This window comes from Sneathiella marina (assembly GCF_023746535.1).
GTDB classification, from domain to species: domain Bacteria; phylum Pseudomonadota; class Alphaproteobacteria; order Sneathiellales; family Sneathiellaceae; genus Sneathiella; species Sneathiella marina.
Genome location: NZ_CP098747.1, coordinates 2682572 through 2697065, shown reverse-complemented (window position 1 = coordinate 2697065; position 14494 = coordinate 2682572). Strand labels below are relative to the sequence as shown.

The 14494-nt window shown below is 51.8% G+C and carries 16 protein-coding genes; 14 read left to right on the top strand and 2 right to left on the bottom strand.

Annotation, left to right across the window (positions count from 1 at the left end):
- The first annotated feature begins 33 nt into the window (after nt 1-33).
- The 8 genes from ribD (at nt 34) to NBZ79_RS12885 (ending at nt 6741) form a co-directional block, all read left to right on the top strand.
- On the top strand, nt 34-1113 hold the full coding sequence (gene ribD, locus NBZ79_RS12920) for a bifunctional diaminohydroxyphosphoribosylaminopyrimidine deaminase/5-amino-6-(5-phosphoribosylamino)uracil reductase RibD (protein ID WP_251932884.1): 1080 nt from the start codon (nt 34-36) through the stop codon (nt 1111-1113).
- Between the two features lie 5 nt (nt 1114-1118).
- Nucleotides 1119-1706 carry a riboflavin synthase gene (locus NBZ79_RS12915; protein WP_251932883.1) on the top strand — a complete coding sequence of 196 codons (588 nt, stop codon included), beginning with the start codon at nt 1119-1121 and terminating at the stop codon, nt 1704-1706.
- Nucleotides 1707-1713: 7 nt separating this feature from the next.
- Nucleotides 1714-2826 carry a 3,4-dihydroxy-2-butanone-4-phosphate synthase gene (ribB, locus tag NBZ79_RS12910; RefSeq protein ID WP_251932882.1) on the top strand — a complete coding sequence of 371 codons (1113 nt, stop codon included), beginning with the start codon at nt 1714-1716 and terminating at the stop codon, nt 2824-2826.
- Complete coding sequence (locus NBZ79_RS12905) at nt 2823-3293, top strand: 6,7-dimethyl-8-ribityllumazine synthase (RefSeq protein WP_420854539.1); 471 nt, start codon at nt 2823-2825, stop codon at nt 3291-3293. Before ribB ends, NBZ79_RS12905 begins: the two co-directional genes overlap by 4 nt.
- Nucleotides 3290-3769, top strand: a complete 480-nt coding sequence (gene nusB / locus NBZ79_RS12900; protein WP_251932880.1) for a transcription antitermination factor NusB — start codon at nt 3290-3292, stop codon at nt 3767-3769. Before NBZ79_RS12905 ends, nusB begins: the two co-directional genes overlap by 4 nt.
- A gap of 1 nt (nt 3770) precedes the next feature.
- Nucleotides 3771-4766: a thiamine-phosphate kinase gene (gene thiL, locus NBZ79_RS12895; RefSeq protein WP_251932879.1), complete on the top strand. Its 996-nt coding sequence runs from the start codon at nt 3771-3773 to the stop codon at nt 4764-4766.
- Between the two features lie 104 nt (nt 4767-4870).
- A complete protein-coding gene (locus NBZ79_RS12890) occupies nt 4871-5431 on the top strand; it encodes a DUF4865 family protein (RefSeq protein WP_251932878.1) in 561 nt (186 codons plus the stop codon).
- Nucleotides 5432-5550: 119 nt separating this feature from the next.
- Complete coding sequence (locus NBZ79_RS12885) at nt 5551-6741, top strand: MFS transporter (RefSeq protein ID WP_251932877.1); 1191 nt, start codon at nt 5551-5553, stop codon at nt 6739-6741.
- Between the two features lie 20 nt (nt 6742-6761).
- Here NBZ79_RS12885 and ppa read toward each other — a convergent pair whose 3' ends face one another.
- Complete coding sequence (ppa, locus tag NBZ79_RS12880; RefSeq protein ID WP_251932876.1) at nt 6762-7295, bottom strand: inorganic diphosphatase; 534 nt, start codon at nt 7293-7295, stop codon at nt 6762-6764.
- A 517-nt stretch (nt 7296-7812) separates the two neighbouring features.
- On the opposite strand from ppa, the gene NBZ79_RS12875 reads away from it, so the two are divergent.
- Complete coding sequence (locus NBZ79_RS12875; RefSeq protein WP_251932875.1) at nt 7813-9918, top strand: sodium-translocating pyrophosphatase; 2106 nt, start codon at nt 7813-7815, stop codon at nt 9916-9918.
- A gap of 69 nt (nt 9919-9987) precedes the next feature.
- Here the strand turns inward: NBZ79_RS12875 and NBZ79_RS12870 are convergent, their stop codons facing one another.
- Entirely contained in the window at nt 9988-10521 is a 534-nt protein-coding gene (locus NBZ79_RS12870; protein ID WP_251932874.1) for an outer membrane protein assembly factor BamE, read from the bottom strand.
- Between the two features lie 77 nt (nt 10522-10598).
- Here NBZ79_RS12870 and NBZ79_RS12865 point away from each other — a divergent pair, with 77 nt between their 5' ends.
- The 5 genes from NBZ79_RS12865 (at nt 10599) to NBZ79_RS12845 (ending at nt 14320) form a co-directional block, all read left to right on the top strand.
- The gene (locus NBZ79_RS12865; RefSeq protein WP_251932873.1) at nt 10599-11141 is read left to right on the top strand and encodes a ubiquinol-cytochrome C chaperone family protein; all 543 of its coding nucleotides are present in this window, start codon (nt 10599-10601) and stop codon (nt 11139-11141) included.
- Between the two features lie 183 nt (nt 11142-11324).
- The gene (locus NBZ79_RS12860) at nt 11325-11876 is read left to right on the top strand and encodes a YceD family protein (protein WP_251932872.1); all 552 of its coding nucleotides are present in this window, start codon (nt 11325-11327) and stop codon (nt 11874-11876) included.
- 81 nt (nt 11877-11957) lie between these two features.
- Nucleotides 11958-12143 carry a 50S ribosomal protein L32 gene (gene rpmF, locus NBZ79_RS12855; RefSeq protein WP_251932871.1) on the top strand — a complete coding sequence of 62 codons (186 nt, stop codon included), beginning with the start codon at nt 11958-11960 and terminating at the stop codon, nt 12141-12143.
- Nucleotides 12144-12187: 44 nt separating this feature from the next.
- A complete protein-coding gene (gene plsX / locus NBZ79_RS12850) occupies nt 12188-13348 on the top strand; it encodes a phosphate acyltransferase PlsX (protein WP_251932870.1) in 1161 nt (386 codons plus the stop codon).
- A complete protein-coding gene (locus NBZ79_RS12845; RefSeq protein ID WP_251932869.1) occupies nt 13349-14320 on the top strand; it encodes a beta-ketoacyl-ACP synthase III in 972 nt (323 codons plus the stop codon).
- The last annotated feature ends 174 nt before the right edge of the window (nt 14321-14494 follow it).

Here is a 14494-nt window from a genome sequence, read left to right as displayed (position 1 = left end):
GCATCCATCCGCGACAGTCAAGATCTCTATCATATGAAAACCGCCCTGCGTCTGGCGACGCGCGGTCTCGGCCGGGTTGCGCCGAACCCGGCAGTCGGCTGCGTGATCGTGCAGGGGGATCATGTGGTGGGGCGCGGCTGGACACAGGAGGGCGGGCGGCCCCATGCGGAAACCGTTGCTTTGGAACAGGCCGGCAATCAGGCCCAGGGCGCCACGGTTTACGTGACGTTGGAGCCTTGTTCCCATCATGGCAAGACACCGCCTTGCGCAGAACGATTGATCGCGGCCGGTGTGGCGCGGGTTGTTGTCGCCCTGACAGATCCGGATAAACGCGTAAATGGCGCGGGTATCGCCAAGCTCAAAGACGCCGGTATTACGGTGACGGAGGATGTGCTGGCCAACGAGGCGCTGTATCTGAATGCCGGCTTTGTTTTAACCCGGCAGCAGAACCGCCCGCTGGTCACCGTGAAAATGGCAACCAGTCTGGATGGTAAAATCGCCACGGTGACCGGCGATAGTAAATGGATCACCGGGCGCCTTTCCCGTCGCTACAGCCATATGATGCGCGCTGAAAATGATGCGATCATGGTTGGCATTGGAACGGCGCTGGTCGATGATCCGGAACTGACCTGTCGCCTGCCGGGCCTGGAAGACCAATCGCCCGTCCGGATTGTCGCCGATAGCCGGTTGCGGCTGCCGCTCACATCGAAGCTGGTACGGAGTGCCCAGGAGACCCCGTTATGGATCCTGACCATACCGGGGAACGACCGGGAACGCCTGAAAGCCTTTGCCGAGCTTGGGGTGACGGTGATTGAGGTGGCGGCGACAGAAAGCGGCTTGCCGGATATGAAGACGGCGCTGGCCGAATTTGCCGACCGCGGTATGACAAGAATACTTGCAGAGGGTGGTTCCCATCTTCTGGCAACGCTGATAAAAGATGAACTGGCAGATCGCCTGATGTGGTTTCGGGCGAACAAGATCATTGGCGGAGACGGGATTCCGGCCTTGCAATCCATTGGGTTGCGGGAGTTGGACGCGGCACCGGAAATTCGACTGATCGAAGAACGTCGGTTGGGCGAGGATTTGTTGGAAAGCTATTTTCTACGGAATTAGGAAGCATGTTTACAGGCATCATTACAGATATAGGAACCGTCCGAGGGTTCGAGAAAACCGGCGATACGCGATTTGAAATCGATACCGCCTATGACACGGGCACAATTGATATTGGCGCCTCCATTGCCTGTTCAGGCCCTTGCCTGACAGTTGTCGACAAGGGGGATGGATGGTTTGCCGTCGATGCCTCCGATGAGACCCTGTCCTGTACAAACCTGGCAGACTGGCAGAAAGGTGCGAAGATCAATCTGGAAAGAGCGCTTAAAATCGGCGATGAACTGGGCGGCCATGTGGTCACCGGCCATGTGGATGCGGTGGTTGAACTGAAGGAGCTGGAAACCATCGGCGATTCCACAAAGCTGGGTTTTTCCCTGCCCGAAGCTTATCGCGGTTTTGTCGCCGCCAAAGGTTCCGTTTCCCTCGATGGGGTGTCACTGACCGTAAATGCGGTGACGGATACGGAATTTACCGTCAATATTATTCCCCATACCCAAGCCCATACGACATTCGGTGACTTTAAAACCGGACAGCGTGTGAATTTTGAAATCGATGTGTTGGCCCGATATGTGGCCCGCATGACTGAGGTGAAATAAAAATAATATGCCTTATAAGCAATACCTCTCGACCACGGAAGAAATTCTGGAAGATGCCCGCAATGGCAAGATGTTCATTCTTGTTGATGCGGAAGATCGCGAAAATGAAGGGGATCTGGTAATCCCTGCGCAGATGGCAACGCCGGATGCAGTGAATTTCATGGCCAAGCATGGTCGTGGCCTGGTCTGCCTCGCCATGACCGAAGAGCGGATAAATGAGCTGAAGCTGCCGTTGATGGCGCAGGACAACTCGTCGCGGCTGGAAACCAATTTTACCGTCTCCATCGAGGCCCGTGACGGTGTGACTACCGGGATCTCGGCCGCCGATCGCGCCCGCACCATTGCCGTGGCCATTGACGCCAGCAAGAGCGCCCCGGATATTGTTAGTCCGGGCCATGTGTTTCCCCTGGTGGCCCGGGAAGGCGGGGTGTTGCGCCGCACCGGCCATACGGAGGCAGCGGTTGATATCTCCCGGCTTGCAGGGTTGATGCCCGCCGGCGTGATCTGCGAGATCATGAATGATGACGGGACCATGGCGCGGCTGCCCGATCTGGTGAAATTTGCGCAGTTCCACGGATTGAAAGTCGGAACCATTGCCGATTTGATTGCCTATCGCCGTCGCCATGACAGCCTGATCGAGCGAGAGATCGAGACGGATATCTCCAGCAAATATGGCGCTGACTGGAAAATGATTGTCTTCTCCAACAAGCCGCAATATGCGGAGCATATTGCCTTGGTTAAAGGGGATGTTTCGAACAATGGCCCGGTGATGGTCCGCATGCATGCCCTTAATTTGCTGGGGGATGTGTTGGGGGAGCTGGATGAAAATCCGGATATGCTGCATAACGCCATGAACCAGATTAATGAGGAAGGCAAAGGCGTCGTGGTTTTGATCCGCGAACCGCGGGCGAGGGCTCTGTCTGACAGGGTTCGCAAGAAGCTGGGCGAGCCGGTGAAAGAATCGTCTGAGCTGCGGGATTATGGTATCGGTGCCCAGATCTTGCTCGATCTTGGTATCAGCGAAATGATCCTGTTGTCCAACACGGAACGGAATGTGGTCGGTCTTGACGGCTATGGCCTGTCCATCAGTGAAACCCGTGCGATTGTCGAGAAGGATTGATCATGAGTGAAAAAATTCATGTGCTGATTATCGAGGCCGATTTCTATCGGGATATTTCCGATGCCTTGCTGGAAGGTGCCAAAGAGGCATTGGATACGGCCGGGGCTGTTTATGAAATTGTCCGCGTTCCCGGCTGTCTGGAGATTCCTGCTGCCGTGCGGTTTGCGCTTAAATCCATGGAATTCATGGGCGGCCGCCGCCGCTTTGATGCCTATGTCGCCCTGGGATGCGTGGTGCGCGGTGAAACATCCCATTATGATACGGTGTCCGAGGAAAGCGCCCGTGCGCTGATGGATATCTCGACGGAATATTGTATTGCGATCGGGAACGGTATCATCACTTGCGAGAATATGGATCAGGCCTGGGAACGGGCCTTGCCGTCCAAGAAGAATAAAGGGGGCGGTGCCGCACAAACGGCATTGGATATGCTCGAACTGAAACAACAATTTGGATTATTTCCTCGATGAGCAAGCGGGCGGAAAAAAGAGGCGACAAACATAGCCGGCGGACGCTTGCGCGGTTGAATGCGGTACAGGCGCTTTACCAGCTGGAACATGATGAACAGGACCCGCGGATTGTCGTGGAAGAGTTTCTGCAGCATCGCGTTGGGGCCGAGGTGGACGGTGATCAGTTCAAAGACAGCGACAAGCCATTGTTTGAGGATATCGTTCTCAATACCAAGGCGCGTCAGGAAGAAATTGATGCGCTGATCACGGCCGCTTTGGAAAAAGATCGTGAGACGGGCCGCCTGGAAGTCGTCCTGCTGGCGGTGTTGCGTGCGGCGACGTATGAATTTCTCGCGCGTATTGATATGCCGGCGAAGATACTGATCAAGGAATATGTGGGAATCGCCCGGACCTTCTTCACCGGCAAGGAACCTTCACTGGTAAATGGCGTTCTTGATAACATTGCCAAGCAGGTCCGCGCCGCAGAATTCGATTGATATGACTCAACCACCGACAGAGGATCGCCCCGGTGAATTTGACATCATCCGGGAAATATTTGCGCCCTTGTCGGAAAGTCAGCCGGGCGCTTTTAACCTGACGGATGATGCGGCCATCCTGAAAGCGCCGCCGGGAACTGAACTGGTGATGACCAAGGATGCCATGGTCAGTGGCGTTCATTTTCTGGCCAGTGATGATCCGGGTCATATTGCCCGCAAACTGCTCCGTGTTAATTTATCCGACCTGGCCGCCATGGGGGCGACCCCCATGGGATATTTGCTGGCTGCCTTTTGGGAGCAGGGGACGAGTATCGACTGGATCAGAGGCTTCGCAGAGGGGCTGAAACAGGATCAGCAGGCATTTTCCATAGGATTGCTGGGCGGGGATACGGTGACGACGTCCGGTCCGCAATCCTTTTCCCTAACGGCAATCGGTAATATCCCCGATCAGAAAGTCCTGCGCCGCAAGGGGGCGCGGCCCGGTGATCTTTTGGTTGTTTCGGGGAATATTGGTGATGGCGCCCTCGGCTTGAAGGCGCTGCGGGGTGAACTGGAATTTTTGGATCCCGAAGACCTGTCCTTTCTGGCCGACCGGTATCATCTGCCGCAGCCGCGGTTGACACTCGGCAGAGCGCTGCACGATATTGCCAGCAGCTGCCTGGATATCTCGGATGGGCTCATGGCGGATACCGGACATATTTGTGAGACCTCCTCACTGGCGGCCGTCCTGGAGGTCGAGAACGTTCCGTTATCCATGGCGGCCAAAAATGTACTTGCCCATGATAAGGCGTACCTGACATCCATTTTGACAGGAGGCGATGACTACGAACTGGCTTTTACCCTGCCGGCCAGGTTCGAAAGCCGGTTGCCCGATTTGTCAACGCAAGCGCAAACCAAGCTTACCCCGATTGGCAGGATGGAAGAGGGGACCGGTGTCCGCGCGATAAATAACGGGGTCGAAATGGCCGTATCAACCCCCGGTTGGCGCCATTTTTAGCAAAATTGACCTAAATGCATAATAGCTATGCGTTTCTTGCGTTTGCCTAGGGCGCTGTTTTTTGAAATATTCCACAAAATAAAATTGTTGTTTGGGAGCGCAATATGCTGGCAATGCAGTATTCAGTCCGTTTGCCGCGGGAATTTGATATCGATCAAGTCTATAAGCATGTGTCGATGCGCAGTCCCTTGTTTGATGGATTTCCAGGCCTCAAGCATAAATTCTACCTTTATGATCCCGAAGAACATATGTATGCGCCGTTCTATATTTGGGAAAATACCCAAAGCGCCCAGGATTTTCTATTACATAATTTATTCAATGGCGTGATCGAAGCCTTTGGCCGCCCGCGGGTTCGGAGCTGGCAAATCATCGAATTTGATAAAGGACCCAATAAAGAAGAGCCGACCTTTCTCTATACCAGTTTCGATAAAGCCGGCTCACAAAAGCCGTTGCCCGAAATTATGAAAGATGAGAAACAGGAACACCAAGCGCAGCTTGGCAAAGAGGGTCTTTATGCAAATATGGTCCTGCTGGATCCAGATCGATGGGAGATCGGGCATTTCGGCTTCTGGCAAAACCGCGAAAACGCCGTTGCCGTGACGGCGGATTGCGTCACGCAATATGATGTATTGAAAATGAACCACGAACTTCTAGGCGCTGCGTAATCAATTCTCACGTTATTTTGTAGAAACAAGACCTGTTGGAATGTTATAAGATACGCGAAATCTATCCACACGACGCCCTCATTCCTCAATAATTACAATAGTCAAAGGAACAAGTCGACATGGACGGCCGTACGAAATTGAGTATTTTGCTGATGTCCGGATGTCAGGCGCTGATGAACAGCACCACATCCATCATGATCAGTTCTGCGGCCCTCGTCAGTCTTTTACTCCTGGGAGATGACAAGTCACTGGCGACGGTACCGGTGACAGCGGTTGTCACGGGAACCGCCTTAATGACGATCCCGGCCTCCTTATTTATGCGGCATGTTGGCCGCAAGGCAGGGTTTCTCTGCGGTGCGTTGCTTGGAATTGTCGGGGCGGCGATCTGCAGTTACTCCATTTATGTCGGAAATTTCTGGGGTTTTGCCTTTGGCGCCATGTTTGTAGGTATGTATACGGCGTTCGGTAACTACTACCGATTTGCTGCGGTCGATGTGGCGGGGATGAAAAACCGCAGCAAGGCTGTCTCCTATGTTCTGGCGGGCGGTTTGATCGCCGGTTTTCTGGGGCCGCAAATTGCCAGCCACAGCAAGGATTTATTTTTACCTTATGTGTATCTTGGTCCGTATCTGGCGATCATCGGCCTGGGTGTGATCGCCATGGTGCTGATCAGTTTTGTCTCCATTCCCAAAATGTCCGTCCATCAGGCCTCGGGCGAGCAACGTCCGTTGCTGGAAATTATCAAGCAGCCCACCTTTATCATTGCCGTTTTGAGTGCGATGATCGGCTTTGGTGTCATGAGCCTGGTGATGACGGCGACACCACTCGCCATGGTCGGCTGCGGCCATCAGCACAGTGATTCCTTTAATGTGATCAGCTGGCATGTGGTGGCCATGTACGGGCCGAGCTTTTTTACCGGATCCCTGATTTCACGCTTTGGGGAGTATAAAATCATCTTCATGGGCGCGTTGCTGGGTGTGTTGAGTGTTATCGTGGCACTGATGGGGCTGGAGCTGATGAATTTCTATGTTGCCCTTGTCCTGTTGGGCTTATCCTGGAATTTCATGTTTATCGGCGGCACAACTTTGGTAACAACGACATATAAGCCGTCAGAGACCAGCAAGGTGCAGGGAATGAACGATTTTCTGGTTTTCGGGACGGTGGCAACCGCATCCCTTGCCTCAGGTCAATTGCAGGAGCATTTCGGCTGGGAGGTTGTCAATCTTGGCGCCTTGCCGCTTCTGGGACTGGTGATGATCCTGACCCTGTGGAACATGCCCATGTTCCGGCGTATGCGGACGGTGGCGTAACCGCCACCAGCCGCACGGCTTTAGCCTATTTTTGCCCCGTCTACGAGGGATTTCTGGATCATTGCGGCGGCTTCGTCTGCATCACCCCAGCGGACAATCTTGACCCATTTGTCAGCTTCCAGGTCTTTGTAATGCTCGAAGAAATGGGAAATCTGGTCCAGCAATACGTCGCGCAGGTCCGTAAAGTTCGAAATATTGGAATAATAAGGATGCAGCGCATCGACCGGGACCCCCAGGATCTTTTCGTCCTGTCCTGCTTCGTCTTCCATGATCAGGACCCCGACAGGGCGGGCGCGGATGACGGCACCGGGTATGACCGGGATCGGGCCGGCAACCAGCATATCCGTCGGATCGCCGTCATCAGCCAATGTATGGGGAATGAACCCGTAATTGCACGGATAGAACATGGCGGTGTGCAGGAAACGGTCAACGAACATGGCACCGCTGTCCTTGTCGACTTCATATTTGACGGGCACGCCACCCAATGGAATTTCAATGACGACATTCACGTCCCATGGGATATCTTTGCCGGCTGAAATCTTGTCTAAATTCATTGTCATTCTCTCCTGGAATTCTCTGGCGCTCGGATAGCATGGATCGGAGGAATAAGCCAACAGCTATTAAAAAAAACTGAAGAGTTTCAGCAATTCGAGAAATTTCGGCAGATCTGGATCTTTATTTCGCGAAGTATTGGGAAAATATCTGAAGTTAAATTGATTTATATTATAAAAAAATGGAATTCGCGATTTCAGGCGACGACTTCGGTAAAATATATTTCATTTTCAAGTATTTGTTTTGATTTGGAAAAAACAGCTTTCCGGATTTTCCATACTTTAGTGGCGCGATTGAACGTCCGTTTGGTCACCAAGTTTCGGCTGCAGTTGCGGAAAGGGCGGGTTTGTTGCGGTCCAATTGCTTGCGAAGCGGTTGGTTATCTGGCATTCTACGCCGCGATAAAGTCTTTTAAATATAAAAAAGGCATGTAGGAGGGGACTTCGTAAAGAGGGACTGCAACAAATTAGCGAGGCCATCTGTTCGGTGGCCTTTTTTAAAACTAATGGGGTTGAAATAATGTCAGTAGAATTATGGATGCCGATTGTCTGTGGAATCATAGCCTTGGCTTATGGTGCGTATGCAGGAAGATCGGTTCTATCAAGTGATGCCGGTACGGCACGAATGCAGGAAATCGCTGCCGCAATTCAAGAGGGGGCGACCGCTTACCTGAACCGTCAGTATATGACAATTGGTATAGTCGGCATTGTAATCGTTGTAATTTTGTTCCTTCTTTTGGGACTAAAAGTCGCCATTGGTTTTCTGATCGGCGCTGTGCTGTCTGGTCTCGCCGGTTTTATTGGCATGCATGTTTCCGTTCGGGCAAATGTCCGGACTGCACAGGCTGCATCCAAAAGCCTGAAAGAAGGCCTTGATGTGTCCTTTAAAGCGGGTGCGGTAACCGGCCTTCTGGTTGTGGGCCTGGCCCTGTTGGCAGTTGCCGGCTATTATGCTTACCTTGTTTCCTCCGGTGTTGAAGGTCGCGGGTTGATAGACAGCCTTGTTGCCTTGAGCCTGGGTGCCTCCCTGATTTCCATTTTCGCCCGTCTTGGTGGCGGTATCTTCACAAAAGGTGCCGACGTCGGTGCCGATCTGGTGGGTAAGGTTGAAGCCGGTATTCCAGAAGATGATCCCCGCAACCCGGCGGTTATTGCCGATAACGTCGGGGATAACGTGGGCGATTGTGCGGGTATGGCCGCAGATCTGTTTGAAACCTATGCTGTGACAGTTGTTGCGACCATGGTTCTGGGCTCCATTTATTTCGCTGGTGACACGGTGCTGATGGGATATCCCCTGATGATCGGGGCGGTCTGTATCCTGACCTCCATCATCGGAACATTCTTCGTCAAGCTGGGCTCTAGCAACAATATCATGGGCGCCTTGTATAAAGGCTTCCTGGCCTCGACAATCTTGTCAGCTTTTGCCTTGTGGCCCGTAACGGACATGACCATCGGCATGGATACGGTTTTCACAATTGGCACCAAGGAATTCACCGGCATGAGCCTGTTCCTTTGCGGTCTTGTCGGTTTGGTTGTGACCGGTCTTCTGATCTGGATCACCGAATACTATACGTCCACTGAATACCGTCCGGTGCGCAGCATCGCGGCGGCGTCCGAAACCGGTCATGGTACGAACGTCATTCAGGGACTGGCAGTGTCCATGGAAGCAACGGCGGTTCCTGCTATTATCATTTGTGCGGGGATTATCGTCTCCTACAATCTGGCAGCCCTGTTTGGTATCGCCATTGCGGTGACAACCATGCTGGCACTGGCTGGAATGATCGTTGCCCTTGATGCCTATGGCCCGGTTACGGATAATGCCGGCGGTATTGCTGAAATGGCGGAAATGGATGAAGAAGTCCGCAAGACAACAGATGCCCTTGATGCGGTCGGGAACACAACGAAAGCAGTGACCAAAGGCTATGCCATTGGTTCCGCCGGACTGGGCGCGTTGGTTCTGTTCGCGGCCTATACGGAAGATCTGGCGTTCTTTATCAAGAATGCGTCGGAAACACAGTTTTCTTTCTTCCAGGGCGTTACCCTCGATTTCAGCTTGCAAAATCCGTATATCGTGGTTGGTCTGATCCTGGGCGGCTTGTTGCCGTATCTGTTCGGTGCCATGGGTATGATGGCTGTTGGACGGGCTGCGGGCTCGGTGGTGCGGGAAGTGCGCCGTCAGTTCAAGGAAATTCCGGGTATTATGGAAGGCACCGGCAAACCCGATTATGGTCGGGCAGTTGACCTGCTGACGAAAGCGGCGATCAAGGAAATGATTATTCCATCCTTGCTGCCTTTGCTGGCACCAATTGTTGTCTTCTTTGTAATGATGTTCATTGGCGGCAAGTCAGCGGCCTTTGCGACGGTCGGTGCGATGCTCTTGGGTGTTATCGTGACAGGTTTGTTCGTAGCTGTTTCCATGACAGCAGGCGGCGGTGCCTGGGATAATGCCAAGAAATACATCGAAGATGGTAATCACGGTGGTAAGGGAACAGATGCCCATGCCGCAGCGGTTACTGGTGATACCGTCGGGGATCCATACAAAGATACAGCAGGTCCAGCGGTTAATCCGATGATCAAGATCACCAATATTATTGCATTGCTCCTGCTGGCGGTTATGGCGCACTAAGCACGACGCTTTTCAATAGAGGTAAAAAGAAAGCCCCCGACTTGTTCGGGGGCTTTTTTTGTTGAGATCCTATTGTTCCCCGGTATTGAAACGGCCGAGGTTTCCGAAGATTTGTTCGAAGAAGCCAAGCTTACGGCCGCCGGTAGGCGTGGTCCGTTCGACCATTTCAATTTCGGTTCCTTGCTCTTTCCCATAATCTTCAATTTCGGCGACCACATCGTTAATATCGAATTTGACGATAATCACATCACGGGAGACGACTTCCTTCGGCAGGAAGGCCAAATGCTCGGTTTTGCTGCTGATATAATACCAGGCATCCCCTTCGGTTTGAAAGGTCGCGATACTTGAGGGGGAGCCCATCAGTTGCTCTACGCCATCCTTGTTGGTGATGCCCGTCTCGATCAGGGCAAGCTGTTCTGGATCCACCCGGTAGCCCTGATCCGTTTCAATGGGCGAACAAGCTGAAAGGGCAATCCCCGTTAGCGCGATGCAAAGACCTGTTCTGATTTTAATCATGGTACCTTTATCATAATGCGGCTTTGAGTTGACGAACACCAACTTAATGCTTAATTCATGGCCCATAAATGGCTTGTCATCCAGCAAAAGTCAATTTTTCTTCGCAATCACGTGCATTTTGGCAAAAGTTGCCGATGCCGTCAAAGTGAGCCGGGAGTACTAAAGTGGTTTTTGGGAATTTATTTCGGCGCGACCCTATCGAGCAAGCCGCGGGTGATTTATATGCGGAAATTGTGAAGCAAGCCCGTCAACCGGCGTTCTATCAGACGGCAGCGGTGCCGGATACAATAGATGGTCGATATGAGATGATCTCCTTGCATGCGTTTTTGGTGATGCGGCATTTGAAAGGCAAGAGCGCCCTTGAGAAAAAGCTCTCACAAAAAGTGTTCGATCATATGTTCGCGGATATGGATCAATCCCTTCGGGAGATAGGGGTTGGCGACCTGAGTGTTGGTAAACGCATCAAGCAGATGGCTAAGGTCTTTTACGGCAGAGTTGTTGCATATGAACAAGCCCTGGACGGTGGCGAGGAAACGCTGGAAGAGGCGCTGCGGAGGAACCACTACGGTACCTTCGAAGATGTAACGACTGAAGCAGTGACCCGGATGGCGGCTTATATCCGGTCTTCGGATGCTTTGCTTGCAACTCAAAGTGAGGAGGATTTTAAGGCCGGAAAGGTAGTTTTCGGCGTTCTTAACGAGAAATAATGTGACCTGCAGCGGCGATTTTACGATGCCGGTTTGGTCTCGTAAAATGAGTGAAATGCGCTTCTGGAAAAATCAATTGACCGGATCGCCTGAAACCAGTATTTTCCGGCCTTCGAATCGTATGCCGGCGTGCCGGACCAGGAAAGATCGCATGCGGTCTTATTGTTAGAAGGGTGTCTTGCTATGTCGAAGACCGGGGCTGAGGTCTCTCGGTTGATTAATGTTGAAGGATTGGGACGCGACCCGATTAAAATCAACATTCAGGCAACGAAAGACGAATGCAAATCATTGGCTGATGGCCTTGGGATCATCGGTTTGTCTGGCGTCATGATGTCAGGCGTTTTGAGACGGCAGCAGAAGACTGATAAAATAGAAGTATCGGCGGCGTTGAAAGCGCATGCGGTGCAAGCTTGCGTGGCGACGCTTGAGCCAGTGTCGCAGACTATTGATGTAGAATTCATGGTGTACTATACCTTCGACAAAGAAGATGTGGTGTCCGACGAAGTTGATTATGTCATTGGCATGGATGAAGAGGATTTGCCCGAACTGATTGTCAATGGGCAAATTGACATGATGGATATTGTGGCTGAGCAAATCGCGTTGGCCCTGGATCCGTATCCGCGGGCAGAAAATATTGCTCCGGTGAATATGGCAGAAAACGCCGGAGAGACAGAGATAGCGCAGGAGGTTCACAGACCTTTTGCAAATTTAAAGGACTTGATGAACAAGAAATGATATGAGTGTTCTAAATTTTATCATTTCTACGAAATTTAATATTGACCTCGATTGAGGTTGACTGAGTGAGAGACTAAGAAAATGGCTGTACCAAAGAGAAAAACCACCCCATCGAAACGTAACATGCGTCGTGCACATGATTCGCTGGCATCCACACAAGCACAGGAATGTCAAAATTGTGGAGAGTTAAAACGCTCACACCATATTTGTAGCGAATGTGGTCATTATGGCGATCGGGAAGTGCTCGAAGCCGGCGACACGCTTTAGTCATTAGTTAGCTGATATTCCGTGGCAGGAAACAGGAAGTGTAAATGAGTGAGAATATTGTCATTGCCCTTGATGCGATGGGCGGGGATTATGCCCCCGACATCGTCGTTAAAGGCGTTGATCTCATTCGTATCCGCTTTCCACAAGCCCGGTTTTTGCTTTTCGGTGATGAGGCGAGGCTTACGCCGCTCCTGGCCGCGTATCCAGGCGTGGCCAATATTTGCGAGCTACGGCATACGGATCAAGCGATCAAATCGGAAGACAAGCCAAGCCAGGCGCTCCGCAAGGGGCGCAAGAGCAGTATGCGGCTTGCCATTGACTCTGTTCGGGACGGGGAAGCGGGTGCAATTGTATCTGCTGGCAATACTGGCGCCCTAATGGCAATGGCAAAATTCTCGCTTCGGATGATGCAGGGAATTGACCGGCCCGCAATTGCCTCGGTGTTTCCGTCACCAAAAGGCGAAACGGTCATGCTTGATCTTGGCGCAAATGTTGAGTGCGATGCCGATAATCTGGTTCAGTTTGCTTTTATGGGCGCTGATTTCGCCAGAGCCGTGCTTGGACGTGTACCACCGCGCATTGGCCTTCTTAATGTCGGTATTGAGGAGCTCAAGGGCAATGATACCGTAAAGGAAGCCGGTGATCGTCTAAAAGCTATCGAAAATCCTCCTTTCGTCTATGAAGGATTTGTCGAAGGGGATGTCATAACGCAAGGCACCGTTGATGTAATTGTAACGGATGGTTTTACTGGAAATGTGGCGCTGAAGACGGCAGAGGGCGTGGTTCGTATGTTCTCGGATTTTCTCCGCGCCGGGTTTGCCAGCTCGCTTATGGCAAAAATTGGCTACCTGCTTTCCCGTGGTGGCCTTAATATCCTGAAAGAACGTTTAGATCCGCGTGCGTATAATGGGGGTGTGCTTCTCGGCTTGAACGGTATTTGCGTGAAAAGCCATGGGGGTACAGATGAAACCGGATTTGCAAACGCTATCGGCGTTGCCATTGAAATGGTATCAGATGATATGATCGTCAAAATGAAAGATCATTTTGAAAAATTTGATATGGCCGCGCAAATGAGTAACAATGCGGCGGCATCGGACGATGAAGCCGATGCTGAAACAATTAATAACGGCGCAGCCTCTCCGGCTGATCCGAAAGTGGAAAAATCCGCTGGCACACTTGAAGATGCCGGACAGAATAGGAATTAAATGCGCCGCTCAGTGATTACCGCGACAGGTTCTTATCTACCAAAACGTATTCTGACCAATGCCGAATTATCGGAAATGGTCGATACGACTGACGAATGGATTGTTGCACGCTCAGGAATCAAGCAACGGCATATCGCGGCAGAGGGCGAACTTACCTCTGATCTTGCAACTCATGCCGCACGGGCTGCTTTGGATATGGCTGGTCTGACGGCGGATGATATTGATCTGATTGTTCTTGCGACCGCAACCCCAGATGAAACTTTTCCGGCGACGGCGACAGTGGTGCAAAAAAATCTTGGCATGACCGGCGGTTTTGCGTTTGATATTCAGGCGGTTTGCACCGGCTTTCTGTATGCTTTGGCGACGGCCGATAATTTTGTGAAGTCAGGCCAGGCAAATCGCGCTTTGGTCATTGGGGCGGAAACCTTTTCCAGGATCATTGATTGGACGGACCGGACAACCTGCGTGCTTTTCGCGGATGGGGCCGGTGCGATAATTCTGGAAGCGGAAGAAGGGGAAGGGACGTCGGATGACCGGGGCATCCTGACCAGCCATCTTCATTCAGACGGTGAAAAGCATGATCTCCTGTATGTTGACGGTGGGCCTTCTTCAACCCAATCAACAGGTTTCCTTCGCATGGAAGGGAAGGAAGTATTCCGCCATGCTGTCACAAATCTGGCCAGCGTTGTCGTGGAAGCGCTGGCTGCGACCGGTTTGTCGGCTGATGATATTGATTGGCTTATTCCCCATCAGGCAAATAAGCGGATCATAGACGGGACGGGACGAAAACTTAAACTTCCCTCTGAGAAAGTTGTCCTAACTGTCGATAAACATGGAAATACTTCAGCCGCTTCTGTTCCTCTGGCCCTGGATGAAGCTGTCCGGGATGGTCGGGTGCAACGGGGACAAATCCTCTTGTTGGAAGCTATGGGGGGCGGATTTACTTGGGGCTCCGCACTGGTTCGCTGGTAAAACGCGAATCTCTTTCCAGTCTTATAGGATTCGGCGGCTGAAAGCCTTTTCGATTTCAATTGGTTACAGCGTTTTATTGCAGAAAACCGCATTTTATGCCCACAACTGATAGTATTTACGCCTTTATTATTGACGCATGAACATCCTGTGTTAATTCTTAATTGGGAGTAACAG